The sequence below is a fragment of the Microbacterium sp. LKL04 genome (genome assembly GCF_900102005.1).
GTDB lineage: Bacteria > Actinomycetota > Actinomycetes > Actinomycetales > Microbacteriaceae > Microbacterium.
The window spans coordinates 1,909,743-1,926,155 of sequence record NZ_LT627736.1; the positions used below are offsets into that span (position 1 = coordinate 1,909,743).

At 63.7% G+C, this 16,413-nt stretch carries 8 protein-coding genes and 3 rRNA genes; 1 reads left to right on the forward strand and 10 read right to left on the reverse strand.

From position 1 onward, the window contains the following. The first annotated feature begins 41 nt into the window (after positions 1 to 41). Entirely contained in the window at positions 42 to 938 is an 897-nt protein-coding gene (locus BLP38_RS09360) for a Bax inhibitor-1/YccA family protein (protein WP_091356484.1), read from the forward strand. Positions 939 to 1,291: 353 nt separating this feature from the next. On the opposite strand, the gene BLP38_RS09365 is transcribed toward BLP38_RS09360, so the two are convergent. The 10 genes from BLP38_RS09365 to guaB all read right to left on the reverse strand — a co-directional run bounded on the left by BLP38_RS09365 (position 1,292) and on the right by guaB (position 16,225). Then, positions 1,292 to 2,884 (reverse strand): sensor histidine kinase, encoded by a 1,593-nt coding sequence (locus BLP38_RS09365; protein ID WP_091356488.1) that lies wholly within the window; start codon positions 2,882 to 2,884, stop codon positions 1,292 to 1,294. 124 nt (positions 2,885 to 3,008) lie between these two features. Beyond that, positions 3,009 to 4,589, reverse strand: a complete 1,581-nt coding sequence (gene guaA, locus BLP38_RS09370; protein WP_091356492.1) for a glutamine-hydrolyzing GMP synthase — start codon at positions 4,587 to 4,589, stop codon at positions 3,009 to 3,011. Continuing rightward, positions 4,586 to 5,104 carry a DUF3817 domain-containing protein gene (locus tag BLP38_RS09375; RefSeq protein WP_091356496.1) on the reverse strand — a complete coding sequence of 173 codons (519 nt, stop codon included), beginning with the start codon at positions 5,102 to 5,104 and terminating at the stop codon, positions 4,586 to 4,588. The genes guaA and BLP38_RS09375 overlap by 4 nt, the downstream gene beginning before the upstream one ends. A 10-nt stretch (positions 5,105 to 5,114) precedes the next feature. Then, positions 5,115 to 5,978, reverse strand: coding sequence for an SURF1 family protein (locus tag BLP38_RS09380; RefSeq protein ID WP_091356499.1), 864 nt, complete (start codon positions 5,976 to 5,978; stop codon positions 5,115 to 5,117). Next, positions 5,978 to 7,099, reverse strand: coding sequence for a GuaB3 family IMP dehydrogenase-related protein (locus tag BLP38_RS09385; RefSeq protein WP_065569716.1), 1,122 nt, complete (start codon positions 7,097 to 7,099; stop codon positions 5,978 to 5,980). Before BLP38_RS09385 ends, BLP38_RS09380 begins: the two co-directional genes overlap by 1 nt. 46 nt (positions 7,100 to 7,145) lie before the next feature. Beyond that, positions 7,146 to 8,834, reverse strand: a complete 1,689-nt coding sequence (locus tag BLP38_RS09390; RefSeq protein ID WP_091356502.1) for an ABC-F family ATP-binding cassette domain-containing protein — start codon at positions 8,832 to 8,834, stop codon at positions 7,146 to 7,148. Positions 8,835 to 8,963: 129 nt separating this feature from the next. Further along, a 5S ribosomal RNA gene (gene rrf, locus BLP38_RS09395) occupies positions 8,964 to 9,080 on the reverse strand. 98 nt (positions 9,081 to 9,178) lie between these two features. Further along, positions 9,179 to 12,284 (reverse strand): 23S ribosomal RNA (locus tag BLP38_RS09400). 373 nt (positions 12,285 to 12,657) lie between these two features. Beyond that, a 16S ribosomal RNA gene (locus BLP38_RS09405) occupies positions 12,658 to 14,180 on the reverse strand. The 16S, 23S and 5S rRNA genes sit together here, the layout of an rRNA operon. A gap of 539 nt (positions 14,181 to 14,719) precedes the next feature. Next, positions 14,720 to 16,225, reverse strand: coding sequence for an IMP dehydrogenase (guaB, locus tag BLP38_RS09410; RefSeq protein WP_091356504.1), 1,506 nt, complete (start codon positions 16,223 to 16,225; stop codon positions 14,720 to 14,722). Positions 16,226 to 16,413 lie beyond the last annotated feature (188 nt).

The following is a 16,413-nucleotide window of genomic DNA, read 5'->3' on the forward strand; positions in this document are numbered from 1 at the left end:
CAGCACAGCGCTGTGAGTCGACTTTTGGAGTGAGACACACAATGGCAGCGTCCGGCAATTTTGCCTTCAACAATCCGGTCTTCCAGGAGCAGCGCCCCGGCCTGACTCCTCCGGCAGCCCAGACGAACTACGCGGCAGCCTCGCACCAGGCCGCCGACGTGGCGTCCAACGCCCAGCTCGAGGGGATGTACGCGGCTCCGACTGCGTCGTCCGCTGACACGGGCCGCATGACGGTCGAGGACACCGTCCTCAAGACGGCGGGCCTCTTCGGCATCCTTCTCGTCACCGCCCTCGTGGGCTGGTTCTGGACCCTCGGCGGCACCCTCGACGCGACGCGTCCCGTCGGGCTCACGATCATGCCGTGGATCATCGGCGCCCTCGTCGGGTTCGTCCTCGCCCTCGTGATCACCTTCACGTCGCGCAAGAAGGTCCGCCCGGCCCTCATCTGGGCCTACGCCGCAGCCGAAGGCCTCTTCGTCGGCGGTATCTCGGCCTTCTTCGAGGTGCAGTGGAGCGGCATCGTCATCCAGGCGACCATCGCGACCCTCTCGGTCGTCGGTGTCACACTGGCGCTGTTCGCCAACGGAAAGGTGCGGGTCAGCAAGCGGGCGAACAAGATCTTCATGATCGCCCTGGGCGGATACCTGGTTTTCGGCCTCGTGAACCTGGTGCTCATGTGGACCGGCGTCATCGACGGTCGCTTCGGCCTCTACAGCGCCGAGATCTTCGGCATCCCCCTCGGACTCGTCATCGGAATCGTCGTGGTCCTGATGGCGGCGTACTCCCTCGTCCAGGACTTCGACCTCGTGCAGCAGGGTGCCCGCAACGGTGCTCCCCGCGAGTTCGGCTGGGTCGGCGCTTTCGGCATCATGGTCACGGTCGTCTGGCTCTACGTCGAGATCCTGCGCCTGATCGCGATCCTGCGCGGCAACGACTGAGCTAGGTTCCGCTCACACGAAGGCCGTCCGAGAAACCGGGCGGCCTTCGTCGTTCCGGCGCGCACCTCCCTCTCCGCGAGACTGCACGTGGAGCTCGAGACCGCGGCCCCGCGCCGCGGTCTCGGCGCGCGCGTGCAGTCTCGGCGCCCAGTGGGCTCGCTGCCCGCCTGCCGGCGCGCGCCTCCCGCGCGCCGCGAGGCGCCGGCCCCGCGTCGCGTGAGACTCCACGCGTCGCGCGAGACAGCACGCGGCGCGCGAGACAGCAGCCCCGCACCGCGGTCTCGGCGCGCGCGTGCAGTCTCGGCGATCGTCCGGCGGGCCCGGGCGCGCCGCGCCCGCCGGCGCGCCGGGACTCAGGACGGGAGGCGCAGGACCGCGACGGTGCCGCGGGCGCCGTTCGGCTCGAGAGTGACGCTCGCGCCGTACGCGTCGGCGAGGGATGCGGCGTTCGAGAGACCGATGCCCGTGCCGGGGATCGCTGCGTCGTGGGCGTACGGCGCCCGGTAGAAGCGCTCGAATGCGAGAACGCGTTCCTGTTCGGTCAGGCCGATGCCCTGATCGGCGATCGTGACCACGATGTCGCGGCCGTCCTCCTGCGCCGACACGACGACATCGGGGCCGCCGACGGGCGTGAACTCGACCGCATTGCGCAGGAGCTCCTCCAGGATCGATGCGAGGTCGCGCACGGCGATGCGAGCGGCGCGCTCGGGCATCGTTCCGATCCGGATGCCGATTCCCCGCTCTTTGGCGCGGCCGGCGACCTCTGTCACGGCGTGCTTCACGACCGGTCCGACATGCGATGCTCCCGAGCGGGCTTCGACATCGCGTGTGGTCTGTCCGGCGGCGATCAGGCGTTCGACGAGACGAAGCAGTCGCTCGGCGGAACGCTCGACGGCCTCCCACCGCTCGGCCTCGGCGGAACCGTGCATGAGGGCGATGTCGGTGTGGCCGAGGATCACGGTCAGCGGAGTGCGGAACTCGTGCCCGACGGTGCTCAGGAAGCGATCACGGACCTCGACGGCACTCACGAGATCTGTGACGTCCTGTCCGACGATGACGATGCCGACTTCGTCGCCCCCGGCGACGACCGGTCGCACGATGACCTGCATCACGCGGCGGGGATCTCCGCCGAATTCGACGGTGCGGGGCGCCGCAAAATCGCCCGAACGCACGCGTTCGACGAAGTCGGCGGCGGTCGCCTCGGACGACATGGACGGGTCCGCTCGCCAGATGAGAGAGGCGAAGCCGTCTCGGTCGACCTCGTCGATCCCCGATCGACCGCTGATCTCCGCCGCTACGGCGTTGAGGAGGATGGGGCGCCCGTCACGGTCGAAGACGGCGACGGCGTTGTCGGTGGCGTCGAGCGTCGCGCGCAACATCGCGGTGTCGCGATCCGACAAGCGGAGCGCCTGATCGAGGTCGTCCGACACGCTCTGCATCCGGGCTCGCATGCGGGCGAGGTCCCGCGAGATGAGGGCGACGGTGACCGCGACGAGCGCGGAGAGGATCGGCAGCGCCGCGACGGCCATGACGTCGCCGATGCCGCGGAAGCCGCCGCTCCCGAGGATCTGCACGAGCGGGCCGAGCGCAGTGAGCAGGACTCCGGCCACGACGGCCGCGGGCGGGAAGGCGAAGGCGAGCCAGCCCAGGGGGAAGATGATGAGCATCGACGACGAGGGCAGCGCCTCGACGGCGGCATCCCGAAGCGGAACGCACGCGACGATCTGGATCAGGGGCACGGCGGCGAGCCACACGGTGCGCCGAGTCGGCTGCACGAGCCAGATCGCGGTCATGGCCGCCGTGCTGAGCACGATGACGCCGAACCCGGCGAGCAGCAGCGGAGTGACGCGCTCGCTGTCGATGGTGCCCAGGATGAGCACGACGATGAGGCTGGCCGCGGCCAGCAAGAACTGCGCGTACGGCTGCGTTCGCGAACGCTCGATCAACGCCTCACCCCCTCCTCAGACGGTGGTGCAGAAAGGGGCTGGGTCCCGCGCTCACTCTGGCGGCGCGGTGTGTCCTCTGTCAAGAGGAGGCGGAGTGCATGGTCACGGGGGTGTCCCCCGCGACTCACTCCCACTCGATGGTCCCCGGGGGCTTCGACGTGACGTCGAGAACGACCCGGTTGACCTCGCGCACCTCGTTGGTGATGCGGTTGCTGATCTTGGAGAGCACGTCGTACGGCAGACGGGTCCAGTCCGCCGTCATCGCGTCTTCGCTCGAGACGGGACGCAGGACGATCGGGTGGCCGTAGGTGCGACCGTCGCCCTGAACGCCGACCGAACGCACGTCGGCGAGCAGCACGACGGGGCACTGCCAGATCTCACCGTCGAGGCCGGCCTTGGTCAGCTCCGCACGGGCGATGGCGTCGGCGTCACGCAGGATCTCGAGACGGTCAGCGGTGACCTCGCCCACGATGCGGATTCCGAGGCCTGGCCCCGGAAACGGCTGCCGACCGACGATGGCCTCGGGAAGGCCCAGCTCGCGACCGATGGCGCGGACCTCGTCCTTGAAGAGGGTTCGCAGCGGCTCGACGAGCTCGAACTGCAGGTCCTCAGGCAGACCGCCGACATTGTGGTGGCTCTTGATGTTGGCCGTCCCGCTGCCGCCGCCGGACTCGACGACGTCGGGGTACAGCGTGCCCTGCACGAGGAACCCGATGGGATCGCCGTCCGCCGCGGCTTCGGCGATGAGGTCGGACTGGACCTTCTCGAACGCGCGGATGAACTCGCGACCGATGATCTTCCGCTTCTGCTCCGGGTCGCTGACACCCGCGAGGGCGTCCAGGAACGTCTCGCGGGCGTCGACGGTGATGAGGCGGACGCCGGTCGAGGCGACGTAGTCGTTCTCGACCTGCTCGCGCTCTCCCTTGCGGAGGAGCCCGTGGTCGATGAAGACGGCCGTCAGCTGATCGCCGACCGCCTTGTGGACGAGCGCCGTCGAGACCGCCGAGTCCACGCCACCCGAGAGAGCTGAGATGACGCGGCCCGAACCGACCTGCGCGCGGATCTTCTCGACCTGCTCGGCGATCACGTTGTCGCTGTTCCAGTCGGCGGGGAGGCCTGCCGCGTTGTGCAGGAAGTTCTCGATCACGCGCTGACCGTGGTCGGAGTGCTTGACCTCGGGATGCCACTGGACGCCGTAGAGCTTGCGGACGTCGTCGGCGAACGCGGCGACCGGGGTGGCGGCGGTGCGCGCCAGCACCTCGAAACCGGCGGGAGCAGCACTGACCTGGTCGCCGTGGCTCATCCAGACGTTCTGGTCGACGGGCTGACCCTCGAGCAGGACGTTGTCGGTGACGATCGTGGCATCCGTCGCGCCGTACTCACGGAGGCCGGTGTTCGCGACCTCGCCGCCGAGGGTCTTCGCCATCACCTGGAAGCCGTAGCAGATGCCGAGGGTGGGGACGCCGAGCTCGAAGACGCCCGCATCGAGCTTCGGAGCGCCCTCTTCGTACACCGACGACGGGCCGCCCGAGAGAATGATCCCGACCGGGTTCTTCTCGGCGATCTCCGCGGCGGTCGCGGTGTGCGGGACCAGCTCGCTGTAGACGCCTGCCTCGCGGACGCGGCGGGCGATCAGCTGCGCGTACTGGGCGCCGAAGTCGACGACCAGGACGGGGCGCTGGGAGGTTTCGGTCTGCTCTGTCACCGGGTCTCCGTGGGGGTTTCGATGGGGGCGGATGCGGCGGCTTCCCTCGCGGTCAGGTACTCCCTGACCTCGCGGGCGACCTTCGCTTCCATGAAGAAGGACAGGAGGGGCACGATGCCGCCGAGCGCAAGGACGATGAAGCGGGGGAAGCCCCATCGCATCAGACTCCAGACGCGGAAGCACGCGAAGAGGTACACGACGTAGAACCAGCCGTGCACGATCAGAATCGCGAGGGATATGTTCACCCCGTCGCCCGTCGAGGCGATGTCGCATGTGCTGCTGCCGGGGACGAACAGGGAGAACCACTGGCAGTCGGGGCTCGGGATCGCGGTGGCGAACCACAGCAGCCCTCCGGAACCGCCGGCGAACAGCTCGACGTGGATCGGCGTGTACTTGAGGATCATCTCGGCGACCAGCAGGAGCAAGCCCACGCCGGTGATGATCGATGCGATCTGGTAGAACTTCAGGGCGCCGCGGATCGCCGGAAAAGAGGCGAGTTTGGGCTGAACGGGCATGGCTTCCAGTCTACGGGCGCGCCGAGGGCTCCTCGTCGCCCTCGGGGTCGTCCTCGCCGATCAGGGCCTCGACTTCCTTCTCCCACGCATCGCGGGCCAGCCGGTACCACATGTAGAACGCGAAGCCCGCAAAGACCGCCCACTCGACGGCGTAGAAGATGTTGAGCCAGTTGACCGACGACAGCTCGGTGGGCGCGGGCGAGTGGATGCCGCGCAGCCCTCCGAACGCATCGGCCGAGACGAGGTACGGGCGGTAGACGTCCAGCTCGACGGTGTCGCTCCACTGGGACAGGAGCGCGGCCGGCGACATAGCGCTGATCTCGAACGGATCGCCGCCGCGGGGCGGCTCCTTCGCGCCCTCGTCCGAGATGAGTCGCCCGCTGAGGTCGACGTTCTGCGGCGGTGCCGCGTTGAGCGTCGACACGGCCTCGTCTGCTGCGGCTCGGTCCGGCGTGAACCCGACGGCGACCGCGAGGGAGGTCGGCCCGTCGGTTCCCGTCGTCGAAGGATCGACGCGGAGCTGGCCCGCCACCCAGTAGCCCGGTTCTCCGTCGTCGAAGCGGGATGTGACGACGCGGAAGTCGCCCGCCACGAACGAACCGCTGACCTGGACCCGCTGGCCGACGAGCGGCTCGGGCAGCGATGCGCCGGGTCTCACAACGTCGCCGAGGGGACGCACCTGCTCCGTCATGCCCGCCGGTGGCGGGTCGGTGTCGATCGCGTTCCCCAGCTGCCACTGCCCGAGCCACGCGAAGATCCCGGCGACGAGCAGGGCGAGCCCCAGCATCCCGATCCAGAACGGGCGGACCATGACTTCCCGCAGCGTGGGCGGGAAGACCTCGGGAAGATCGTCGACGGACGGGGTGGCGGTCATCAGTGGGACGACGCGTACGGCGCGACGACGACCTCGACGCGCTGGAACTCCTTGAGATCCGAGTACCCGGTGGTCGCCATGGACTTGCGAAGTGCACCGATCAGGTTGGCCGTGCCGTCGGCGACCGGAGCCGGCCCGTACAGGACCTCCTCGAGCGAGGAGACCTGGCCGACCTCGACCCGACGACCTCGCGGGAGCTTCGCGTGATGCGCTTCGGGCCCCCAGTGGAAGCCGCGTCCCGGAGCATCGGTGGCGCGGGCGAGGGCCACACCGAGCATGACGGCATCCGCGCCCATGGCGAGGGCCTTCACGATGTCGCCCGAGGTGCCCACTCCCCCGTCGGCGATGACGTGCACGTAACGCCCGCCGGACTCGTCGAGGTAATCGCGGCGCGCGCCGGCGACGTCTGCCACCGCCGTCGCCATCGGCGCGTGCAGGCCGAGCGTCGCACGGGTGGTGGATGCCGCACCTCCGCCGAATCCGACCAGGACGCCGGCTGCGCCGGTGCGCATGAGATGCAGAGCCGCGGTGTAGGTCGCGGCGCCTCCGACGATCACGGGGACGTCGAGGTCGTAGATGAACTTCTTGAGGTTGAGGGGCTCGTCGACGCTCGAGACATGCTCGGCGGACACGGTCGTGCCGCGGATCACGAAGAGGTCGACACCTGCCGCGACCACGGTCTCGTAGAGCTCTTGCGTCCGCTGCGGAGTCAGGGCGCCGGCGACGGTGACCCCCGCCGCACGGATCTCCGCGAGCCGGTCACGGACGAGCTCGGGCTTGATGGGTGCCGAGTAGAGCTCCTGCATGCGTCGCGTCGCACCGTCGGCGGGAAGCGCCGCGATCTCGGCGAGCAGGGGCTCGGGGTCGTCGTAGCGGGTCCACAGACCTTCGAGGTCCAGGACGCCGAGACCGCCCAGCTGGCCGAGCATGATGGCCGTCCGGGGACTCATGACGGAGTCCATCGGAGCACCGAGCACGGGGATGCCGAAGCTGTACGCGTCGATCGACCAGGAGGTCGAGACGTCCTCGGGGTTGCGTGTGCGGCGCGAAGGCACCACGGCGATGTCGTCGAAGGCATACGCGCGGCGCGCACGCTTGGCGCGGCCGAGCTCGATTTCCATGGTCACCCTGCCAGCCTACCGTCGAGGCCCTCTCCCCTGCCCGCCGTCAGCGTGCCCGGCTCACGCGTCGCTCGTCCCAGACCGGCGCGTCCGACTCGTACACCTCGCCGTCCGCGCCGAAGACCACGAAGCGGTCGAACGATCGCGCGAACCAGCGGTCGTGCGTCACGGCGAGGACCGTCCCCTCGAAGGACGTGAGCGCCCCTTCCAGAGCCTCCGCTGACACCAGGTCGAGGTTGTCCGTCGGCTCGTCCAACAGCAGCAGGGTCGCTCCGGACAGCTCGAGCAGCAGGATCTGGAAGCGGGCCTGCTGCCCACCCGACAGCCGGTCGAACACCTGCTCGGCCTGAGCGACGAGGCCATAGCGGTCGAGTACCGAGCTGGCGGCGTCGCGCGGCATCCCGCTCCGGTCGCTGTCGCCGCGGTGGAGGATGTCGAGCAGGGTTCGCCCCGAGAATTCGGGATGCTGGTGCGTCTGAGCGAACCATCCCGGAACGACGCGCGCGCCGAGACTGACTCGTCCGGAGTGCTCGACGCGTTCGAGCGCCGCTCCGGCGTCGGTCACATGGCCGAGCAGCGCGTCGGGGTCGGTGCCGCCACCGGCGAGCAGCCGGAGGAAGTGCGACTTCCCCGAGCCGTTCGATCCGAGGACGGCGACTCGATCGCCGAACCAGACCTCCAGATCGAAGGGGCGCATGAGCCCGCTCAGCTCGAGGGCCTCGGCGACGACCGCCCTCTTGCCTGTCCGAGCACCCCGCAACCGGAGGTCGAGGCGCTGCTCGATAGGTCGGGCTTCGGGCGGCCCGGCATCCTCGAAACGGCGTAGGCGCGTCTGGGCTGCCCGGTAGCGGGAGGCGAACTCATCGCTCGCGGCCGCTTTCACCTTCATGTCTGCGACAAACCTCTTGAGGGCGACGTGCTGTTCATCCCATCTCCGTCGCAATTCGTCGAGCCGCGACATCCGTTCTTCGCGTGCGCGGTAGTAGGTGGCGAACCCACCCCCGTGGACCCAGGCGGCGCTCCCCGCCGGGCCAGCTTCGAGCGTCACGATCCGGTCCGCCGCGCGGGCGAGGAGTTCGCGATCGTGCGAAATGAGAAGGACGGTCTTCGCCGTCTCGCGCAGGCGCTCCTCCAGCCACCGCTTGCCCGGCACGTCGAGATAGTTGTCGGGCTCGTCGAGCAGCAGGACCTGGTCCGTCCCGCGAAGCAGCGCCTCCAGCGCCAAGCGCTTCTGCTCTCCCCCCGAGAGAGTCGAAAGGTCGCGATACCGCGCGCGGTCGAACGGGATGCCGAGAGCCGCGACCGTGCAGGTGTCCCACACCGTCTCGTACTCGTAACCACCGGCATCCGCGTAGTCGGCGATGGCCCCGGCATACCGCATCTGCGAGTCGAGGGAGTCCTCCTCGATGACGGCGTTCTCGGCCTCCTCGAGCTCGCGCGCCGCCTGTGCGACGCGAGACGGCGCAACGGTGATCAGAAGGTCGTGAACCGTGCTGCCATCGGCTCCGTGTCCGATGAACTGGTCCATCACGCCGAGCGCCCCGTCGATCGTGACGACACCCGCGTGCGGAGACACCTCACCGCGGACGATTCTCATCAGAGTCGTCTTGCCGGCACCGTTCTGGCCGATGACAGCGGTCGTCTTCCCCGACGGCACACGAAAAGTGACGTTGTCGAGAAGGGGGCGCCCGTCGGGCAGAGACAGTGAGACGTTCTGAACGTCGATGTGCGACACGAGATGGTCCTTCCGCTCCGAGAGCGGAGCCGACCAGCTTATCGGAAAGGACCTTTCACGGGATAGCAAAAGTGCGCGTTAACCACGAAAGCCCCGACCAGCATTAGTCGGGGCTTTCGATCGAAAGAAGTCCGGCGGTGTCCTACTCTCCCACAGGGTCCCCCCTGCAGTACCATCGGCGCTGTGAGGCTTAGCTTCCGGGTTCGGAATGTAACCGGGCGTTTCCCTCACGCTATGGCCGCCGAAACACTATTGATGTTTCAGTCTGCACAACGATTATTCGTTATGCGGTTCTCGACCGTACATCGAGAACCACTCAGTGGACGCAAGCACCTAAACGGTGTGTTATCAAGTCATCGGCTTATTAGTACCGGTCAGCTTCACGTGTTACCACGCTTCCACATCCGGCCTATCAACCCAGTAGTCTGGCTGGGAGCCTCTCACCCGAAGGTATGGAAATCTCATCTTGAGGCCGGCTTCCCGCTTAGATGCTTTCAGCGGTTATCCATCCCGAACGTAGCTAACCAGCGGTGCTCTTGGCAGAACAACTGGCACACCAGAGGTTCGTCCAACCCGGTCCTCTCGTACTAGGGTCAGATCCTCTCAAATTTCCTACGCGCGCAGCGGATAGGGACCGAACTGTCTCACGACGTTCTAAACCCAGCTCGCGTACCGCTTTAATGGGCGAACAGCCCAACCCTTGGGACCTACTCCAGCCCCAGGATGCGACGAGCCGACATCGAGGTGCCAAACCATGCCGTCGATATGGACTCTTGGGCAAGATCAGCCTGTTATCCCCGAGGTACCTTTTATCCGTTGAGCGACAGCGCTTCCACAAGCCACTGCCGGATCACTAGTCCCGACTTTCGTCCCTGCTCGACCTGTCAGTCTCACAGTCAAGCTCCCTTGTGCACTTACACTCGCCACCTGATTGCCAACCAGGTTGAGGGAACCTTTGGGCGCCTCCGTTACTTTTTGGGAGGCAACCGCCCCAGTTAAACTACCCACCAGGCACTGTCCCTGAACCGGATTACGGTTCGAAGTTAGATATCCAGAGTGACCAGAGTGGTATTTCAACAATGACTCCACGGTAACTGGCGTCACCGCTTCAAAGTCTCCCACCTATCCTACACAAGCCACACCGAACACCAATACCAAGCTGTAGTAAAGGTCACGGGGTCTTTCCGTCCTGCTGCGCGTAACGAGCATCTTTACTCGTAATGCAATTTCGCCGAGTTCGCGGTTGAGACAGTTGGGAAGTCGTTACGCCATTCGTGCAGGTCGGAACTTACCCGACAAGGAATTTCGCTACCTTAGGATGGTTATAGTTACCACCGCCGTTTACTGGGGCTTAAATTCTCAGCTTCGCCTTGCGGCTAACCGGTCCTCTTAACCTTCCAGCACCGGGCAGGCGTCAGTCCGTATACATCGTCTTGCGACTTGGCACGGACCTGTGTTTTTAGTAAACAGTCGCTACCCACTAGTCTCTGCGGCCTCCACGCCCTTTCGGAGTAAATCCTAATAAGCGGAAGGCCCCCCTTCTCCCGAAGTTACGGGGGCATTTTGCCGAGTTCCTTAACCACGATTCTCTCGATCTCCTTGGTATTCTCTACCTGACCACCTGAGTCGGTTTGGGGTACGGGCAGCTAGAACCTCGCGTCGATGCTTTTCTTGGCAGCATAGGATCACCCACTTTTTATCCGCATCGTGTCTCAGCCTCTGTGAGAGACGGATTTGCCTATCTCTCGGCCTACGCACTTGCCCCGGGACAACCATCGCCCGGGTTGGGCTACCTTCCTGCGTCACACCTGTTAATACGCTAGCCGCACCAGAACGGGGTCGAGCGTTAGACCGGCCGGCTTCACCCCGAAGGGATCCACTCAGCCGGGTTAGGACTCTTAGCACCACTGGATTAGCTTGGGCGGTTCTTCGCCGGTACGGGAATATCAACCCGTTGTCCATCGACTACGCCTGTCGGCCTCGCCTTAGGTCCCGACTTACCCAGGGAAGATTAGCTTGACCCTGGAACCCTTGGTCTTTCGGAGGACGTGTTTCTCACACGTCTTTCGCTACTCATGCCTGCATTCTCACTCGTGTAGCCTCCACGGCTGGTTCACACCGCCGCTTCGCTGGCCACACGACGCTCTCCTACCCATCAACACGGCTGGACCACGAAGGCCTACCAATAATGTCAATGCCACAACTTCGGTGGCGTGCTTGAGCCCCGTTACATTGTCGGCGCGGAATCACTTGACCAGTGAGCTATTACGCACTCTTTCAAGGGTGGCTGCTTCTAAGCCAACCTCCTGGTTGTCACAGCAACTCCACATCCTTTCCCACTTAGCACGCGCTTTGGGACCTTAGTTGGTGGTCTGGGTTGTTTCCCTCTCGACTATGAAGCTTATCCCCCACAGTCTCACTGCTGCGCTCTCACTTACCGGCATTCGGAGTTTGGCTGACGTCAGTAACCTTGTAGGGCCCATCGGCCATCCAGTAGCTCTACCTCCGGCAAGAAACACGCAACGCTGCACCTAAATGCATTTCGGAGAGAACCAGCTATCACGAAGTTTGATTGGCCTTTCACCCCTATCCACAGCTCATCCCCTCAGTTTTCAACCTAAGTGGGTTCGGTCCTCCACGACGTCTTACCGTCGCTTCAACCTGGCCATGGATAGATCACTTCGCTTCGGGTCTAGGACATGCGACTGAATCGCCCTATTCAGACTCGCTTTCGCTACGGCTACCCCACACGGGTTAACCTCGCCACATATCGCTAACTCGCAGGCTCATTCTTCAAAAGGCACGCTGTCACCCCTACTAAGGAGGCTCCAACGGTTTGTAAGCAAACGGTTTCAGGTACTATTTCACTCCCCTCCCGGGGTACTTTTCACCTTTCCCTCACGGTACTTGTCCGCTATCGGTCATCTGGGAGTATTTAGGCTTATCAGGTGGTCCTGACAGATTCACACGGGATTTCTCGGGCCCCGTGCTACTTGGGATACTCTTCGCGTCAAGAGAAGCATTTCGACTACGGGGTTGGCACCCTCTATGACCCGCCTTTCAATGCGGTTCGTCTATACATTCTTGTAACGCCGACAGTTCGGCAGAACTATCTGAAAAGTCCCACAACCCCGAATACGCAACTCCTGCCGGATATCACACGTACTCGGTTTAGCCTGTTCCGGTTTCGCTCGCCACTACTAACGGAATCGCGGTTGCTTTCTCTTCCTGTGGGTACTGAGATGTTTCACTTCCCCACGTTCCCTCTACCCGCCCTATATATTCAGGCGGGAGTCACTAGGTCGGCACGCCGCCCAGCGGGGTTTCCCCATTCGGACATCCTCGGATCAAAACTTGCTTATCAGTTCCCCGAGGCTTATCGCAGATTGCTACGTCCTTCTTCGGCTCCAGATGCCAAGGCATCCACCGTTTGCTCTTAAAGACTTGAAATCACATGAGTTGAATCGTCAATCGAAATTGACTAATGATCTTTAAGATCATCTTTCACGAACCGATCAAAAGATCAGCTCGCAAGATGCTCGCGTCCACTGTGTAGTTCTCAAAGTACGGGCGGTACCTTCCCCGCACCAGCAATCGCCGGCACAAGAAAAGGCCCAGAGGTTCGGACTTCCATCCGGTCCCTCAGGACCCAACAGCGTGCATGTGTCAGAAGCCTCACCCCGAACCGTTCCAAACCCGAAGGTCGTACTAGATCCGGAAGTCACCCTCCGACACCTCGTCAAATGTTCCACCCATGAGCTCCGGTCGAGAACATTCGTCTCGAAACCGGCTCTGTCACTCCGAAGAGTGCAGTGCTCCTTAGAAAGGAGGTGATCCAGCCGCACCTTCCGGTACGGCTACCTTGTTACGACTTAGTCCTAATTACCGATCCCACCTTCGACGGCTCCCTCCACAAGGGTTGGGCCACCGGCTTCAGGTGTTACCGACTTTCATGACTTGACGGGCGGTGTGTACAAGACCCGGGAACGTATTCACCGCAGCGTTGCTGATCTGCGATTACTAGCGACTCCGACTTCATGAGGTCGAGTTGCAGACCTCAATCCGAACTGGGACCGGCTTTTTGGGATTCGCTCCACCTCGCGGTATTGCAGCCCTTTGTACCGGCCATTGTAGCATGCGTGAAGCCCAAGACATAAGGGGCATGATGATTTGACGTCATCCCCACCTTCCTCCGAGTTGACCCCGGCAGTATCCCATGAGTTCCCACCATTACGTGCTGGCAACATAGAACGAGGGTTGCGCTCGTTGCGGGACTTAACCCAACATCTCACGACACGAGCTGACGACAACCATGCACCACCTGTTTACGAGTGTCCAAAGAGTTGACCATTTCTGGCCCGTTCTCGTATATGTCAAGCCTTGGTAAGGTTCTTCGCGTTGCATCGAATTAATCCGCATGCTCCGCCGCTTGTGCGGGTCCCCGTCAATTCCTTTGAGTTTTAGCCTTGCGGCCGTACTCCCCAGGCGGGGAACTTAATGCGTTAGCTGCGTCACGGAATCCGTGGAATGGACCCCACAACTAGTTCCCAACGTTTACGGGGTGGACTACCAGGGTATCTAAGCCTGTTTGCTCCCCACCCTTTCGCTCCTCAGCGTCAGTAACGGCCCAGAGATCTGCCTTCGCCATCGGTGTTCCTCCTGATATCTGCGCATTCCACCGCTACACCAGGAATTCCAATCTCCCCTACCGCACTCTAGTCTGCCCGTACCCACTGCAGACCCGAGGTTGAGCCTCGGGATTTCACAGCAGACGCGACAAACCGCCTACGAGCTCTTTACGCCCAATAATTCCGGATAACGCTTGCGCCCTACGTATTACCGCGGCTGCTGGCACGTAGTTAGCCGGCGCTTTTTCTGCAGGTACCGTCACTTTCGCTTCTTCCCTGCTAAAAGAGGTTTACAACCCGAAGGCCGTCATCCCTCACGCGGCGTTGCTGCATCAGGCTTTCGCCCATTGTGCAATATTCCCCACTGCTGCCTCCCGTAGGAGTCTGGGCCGTGTCTCAGTCCCAGTGTGGCCGGTCACCCTCTCAGGCCGGCTACCCGTCGACGCCTTGGTGAGCCATTACCTCACCAACAAGCTGATAGGCCGTGAGCCCATCCCAGACCGAAAAATCTTTCCAACTGCTGACCATGCGATCGCAGCTCATATCCAGTATTAGACGCCGTTTCCAGCGCTTATCCCAGAGTCAGGGGCAGGTTGCTCACGTGTTACTCACCCGTTCGCCACTGATCCACAGAGCAAGCTCTGCTTCACCGTTCGACTTGCATGTGTTAAGCACGCCGCCAGCGTTCATCCTGAGCCAGGATCAAACTCTCCGTAAAAGAAAAATACTGACAACGACCGGAATAGGCCGAAGCAGCGAGTTTGAACTGACCAAAGAGATAAATCATTGCTGACTATCCGTTGCCGACACCGAAGTGCCGGACTTTGATCCAAAGGAATCTCACCTCAGCCAAAGCTGAGATCGAGGTTATTTGGCATTTGACAAGTGCACGCTGTTGAGTTCTCAAGGATCGGATGCTCCCACACCACCCCGCAGGGCTTCGTAGTGAGGCAACTTCTCTACCTTAGGACGACGCTCTGAAACCGTCAAACCCGACACGCCGGTGATCTCGAGAGATCATGGAGTTCGGATGACGGCGGAGAGCACGTCCCGATGACCCGTCCTAGACCTGAGGTCAGACCCAATCGCTGAGCGACTGTTTCTTCTTGGAGGGGGTGGTCCGCCAGCTTGAGGGGGCGGCGGGCTTTTCAGCCTCTCGCTCTTCCCTGTGGGGCGAACAAGTAATAAGTTACGCGGGGATCGGGGACTCGGCAAATCTGCCTCGCATCCCGGGCGTGTCGAGTCCCCGGATTCCTGTCAGCGCTTGTAATTCGGCGCTTCGACGACGATCTGGACGTCGTGGGGGTGGGACTCCTTGAGGCCCGCCGAGGTGATCCGGACGAACTTGCCTCGGGCCTTCAGCTCCTCCACCGTGCGAGCGCCGACGTAGAACATCGACTGCCGCAGCCCACCGACCAACTGGTAGGCGACGGCGGACACGGGTCCGCGGTACGCGACCTGCCCCTCGATGCCTTCGGGAATCAGCTTGTCGTCGCTCGGGACGTCCGCCTGGAAATATCGGTCCTTCGAGTACGACGTCTTCTTGCCGCGGGTCTGGAGCGCCCCGAGCGATCCCATCCCCCGGTAGAGCTTGAACTGCTTGCCGCCCTGGAAGACCACTTCACCCGGCGACTCGTCGGTCCCCGCGAGGAGAGAGCCGAGCATCACGGTGTCGGCACCGGCGACGAGGGCCTTCGCGATGTCGCCGGAGTACTGAAGTCCGCCGTCCGCGATGATCGGGACGCCCGCGTCACGCGCGGCGAGGGACGCCTCGTAGATCGCGGTGACCTGGGGGACGCCGACGCCGGCGACGACTCGGGTGGTGCAGATGGAACCCGGACCGACGCCGACCTTGACCGCATCCACTCCGGCGTCGATGAGAGCCTGCGCGCCTTCACGAGTGGCGACGTTGCCGCCGATCACGTCGATGTGCGCGAACGACTCGTCTGCCTTGATCCGCTTCACCATGTCGATGACTCCGGCGGACTGGCCGTTGGCCGTGTCGACCACGATGACGTCGACACCGGCATCCCGCAACGCCTCCGCGCGTTCCCACGCGTCCCCGAAGAAGCCGATCGCCGCTCCCACGCGCAGTCGACCCTGGTCGTCTTTGGTCGCGAGGGGATACTTCTCGCTCTTGTCGAAGTCCTTGATGGTGATGAGACCCGCGAGCTTGCCGTCGTCATCGATGAGCGGCAGCTTCTCGACCCGGTGGTGCGCGAAGAGCGCGATCACCTCGTTGGCGCCGATGCCGACCCGACCGGTCACGAGGCCGTCCACGGTCATGACGTCGCGGACCTTCGTGGTCTGACGCTCGAAGCCGGAGACGAAGCGCATGTCTCGGTTCGTGACGATGCCGACGAGCTTCCCGTCGTCGTCGATGACGGGAAGCCCCGAGATGCGGTACTGGCCGCAGAGGGTGTCGACCTCTTCGATGGTGGCGTCCGGGGTCGTCGTGATCGGGTCCGTGATCATGCCGGACTCGCTGCGCTTGACCTGGTCGACCATCTTCGCCTGATCGGCGATCGAGAGGTTGCGGTGGATGATGCCGATGCCGCCCTCGCGTGCGATCGCGATGGCGAGGCGGGCCTCGGTCACGGTGTCCATCGCTGCGGACAGAAGCGGGGTCGCGACGGTGATGCGCCTCGTGACCCGGGATGAGGTGTCGGCCTCGGACGGGATGACGTCCGTGTGGCCGGGCAGCAGCAGGACGTCGTCGTACGTCAGTCCCACGAATCCGAACGGGTCGTTGTGGTCGCTCATGCGCGCTCCTTCTCGGTCTCGAAGATTCTAAGCGTCGGGGGGCTCCCTGTATTCCTCGCCCGCGCGTCCGAGTTGCGCCACCGAAACACGCAGGCAACAATCAACCAATACGTTCAGGTGTCGCCGAAGCCACCGAACACTGGTACCCCTCGGCGCGTTCGACCACTCAACTCAGGAGGTGCCAGTGG